The organism is Streptomyces cahuitamycinicus, from assembly GCF_002891435.1.
Lineage (GTDB): Bacteria > Actinomycetota > Actinomycetes > Streptomycetales > Streptomycetaceae > Streptomyces > Streptomyces cahuitamycinicus.
The window spans coordinates 1-1961 of the sequence record NZ_POUC01000771.1 but is presented as its reverse complement, the minus strand read 5'-3'; the positions used below and the strand labels follow the sequence as shown (position 1 = coordinate 1961).

The 1961-nt window shown below is 71.9% G+C and carries 2 protein-coding genes; one reads left to right on the top strand and one right to left on the bottom strand.

Features of this window, described 5'->3' with window-relative positions; genetic code table 11:
* Nucleotides 1–133 precede the first annotated feature (133 nt).
* Entirely contained in the window at nucleotides 134–631 is a 498-nt protein-coding gene (locus C1J00_RS42650; RefSeq protein WP_180989912.1) for a MarR family transcriptional regulator, read from the bottom strand.
* Nucleotides 632–769: 138 nt separating this feature from the next.
* Here C1J00_RS42650 and C1J00_RS42645 point away from each other — a divergent pair, with 138 nt between their 5' ends.
* Nucleotides 770–1942, top strand: a complete 1173-nt coding sequence (locus C1J00_RS42645) for a PP2C family protein-serine/threonine phosphatase (protein WP_439333486.1) — start codon at nucleotides 770–772, stop codon at nucleotides 1940–1942.
* Nucleotides 1943–1961: the final 19 nt, after the last annotated feature.

The window sequence follows — 1961 nt, the reverse complement described above, 5'->3', positions numbered from 1 at the left end:
GGAGAGAAGGTCTCGAGGCTCGCGGAGCTGACAGTTGTCGTTTGACAACTATAGGTGGAGGGCAGCAGCCTAGGCGTGCCGAACGTGCGCGGGAAGGGACCGGAAGGGCCGACTCCGTGCGACGGCGGGAATTTCAGGCAGTCTGGGTGCCGGACGAGCGGGAGTCTTCGGAGTCGTCGTGTATCTGGGCCGCCGCCGCGTCGCAGAACGCCTCCAGCCCCTGCAGCAGCGCGACCCGCTTCGCCGTGGGCATCTGGTCGAGCACCGCACGCAGCGCCTCCTCCCGGCGCGTGCGCAGGTCGGCCAGGAAGGCGCGGCCCCGGCCGCTGAGGTGCAGGCGGACCTCGCGCCGGTCGGCCGGGCTCACCTCCCGCTCGACGAACCCGGTCGCCTGCAGCCGGTCGCACAGCCGGCTGGTCGAGGGCGGTGTGGAGGCGAGGGAGTCGGCGAGCGTCCGCAGGTTGATGCCCTCGTGGTGTTCGAGCATGAGCAGCACCCGCAGCTGGGACGCGGAGGCCGGCGCGGTCGAGGCCCGGCCCCAGAGGACTTCCAGCAACTCCGCAGCCGTGGAGGTCACACGGGCGACCTCTGCGGGCTCAGGGCGGGGTGGTCGGAGGGAAGTCACAGTCACACTCTCGCAGGCACCGGGATGGCCGTCAGCGTACTAGGCGCGAGCTGAGCCGCCCGGGACCGCTTCCCGGGCGCCCGTGGACAAGGACCGCTTCCGAGGACGCGCAGGCGTCCCACCGAGGATGGTGAACAGACCACCGTGACCACGATCACGAACAGATTCGTGGCCGCCGAGCGCGCCCTGCGCACGGCGGCGCCCCATCAACTGCTGGACGCGGTCCGTCGTGTACTGACCGATCAGTACGCGGCGGACTCCGTCGAGCTTTTCCTGGCCGACTACGGACTGACGGTGCTTCAGCCCGTGTCCGTGCTGCCGCAGACCCTCCAGCCGGTGTCCGTGCACAACAGCACGGCGGGCCGGGCCTTCGGCGCACAGGAACCGCACGTGGAGGCCCTCCCGGGCGGCCTCGTACGGGCGCACCTGCCCGTCACCGTGCGCGGTGACCGCCTGGGCGTGCTGACCGTCACCCTGCCGGGGGCGGAGCACACCGAGGGCTGCCTGGGCGAGCTGGCCGAGATCGCCGAGGTGCTCGGGCACGAGGTCTACGTGGCCGAGCGTGACACCGACCTGTATCTCCAGGCGCGCCGCCGGGACCGGCTCACGCTGGCCGCCGAGATGCAGTGGCAGCTCCTGCCGGGCCGCTCCTGCACCCGCCCCGAGTACGAGCTGGGCGCTCAGCTGGAACCGGCGTACGCGATCTTCGGCGACAACTTCGACTGGTCCGCCTCGGCCGACCGACTCAGTCTCTACGTCACCAACGGCATGGGCGAGGGCATCGAGGCCTCCCTGCTGACGAACCTGGCGATCAACGCCCTGCGCAACGCGCGCCGGGCCGGGCTGTCCATCGACGACCAGGCGGCCCTGGCCGACCAGGCGGTGTACGCCCACTACCGGGGCCGCTGCTACCTCTCCGTGCTCATGCTCGACTTCGACCTCGCCACCGGCCGGGTCCGCGCGGTGGACGCCGGGTCGCCGCAGATGCTGCGGCTACGCCGGGGCGCGGTCGAGCGGGTGCCCTTCGACGCCCAGCTGCCGCTCGGCATGTTCGAGGAGACCGACTACGTGATCCAGGAGTTCCGGGTCGAGCCGGGCGACCGGCTGGTCTTCGTCAGCGACGGGGTCTACGACGTCGCCTCCCCGGGCGGCGAGACCTACGGGGACGCCGCCCTGGCCCGGGCGATCCAGTCGACCCGGCTGCTGCCGGCCGCCGAGGTGCCCCGGGCCATCCTGCGCGAACTGACGGGCCACCGAGGCAGATCCACCCCTGACGACGACGCGCTCGTGGTGTGTCTCGACTGGCGTGGCCGGTAAGGGACGGGGAAGGCGCAGG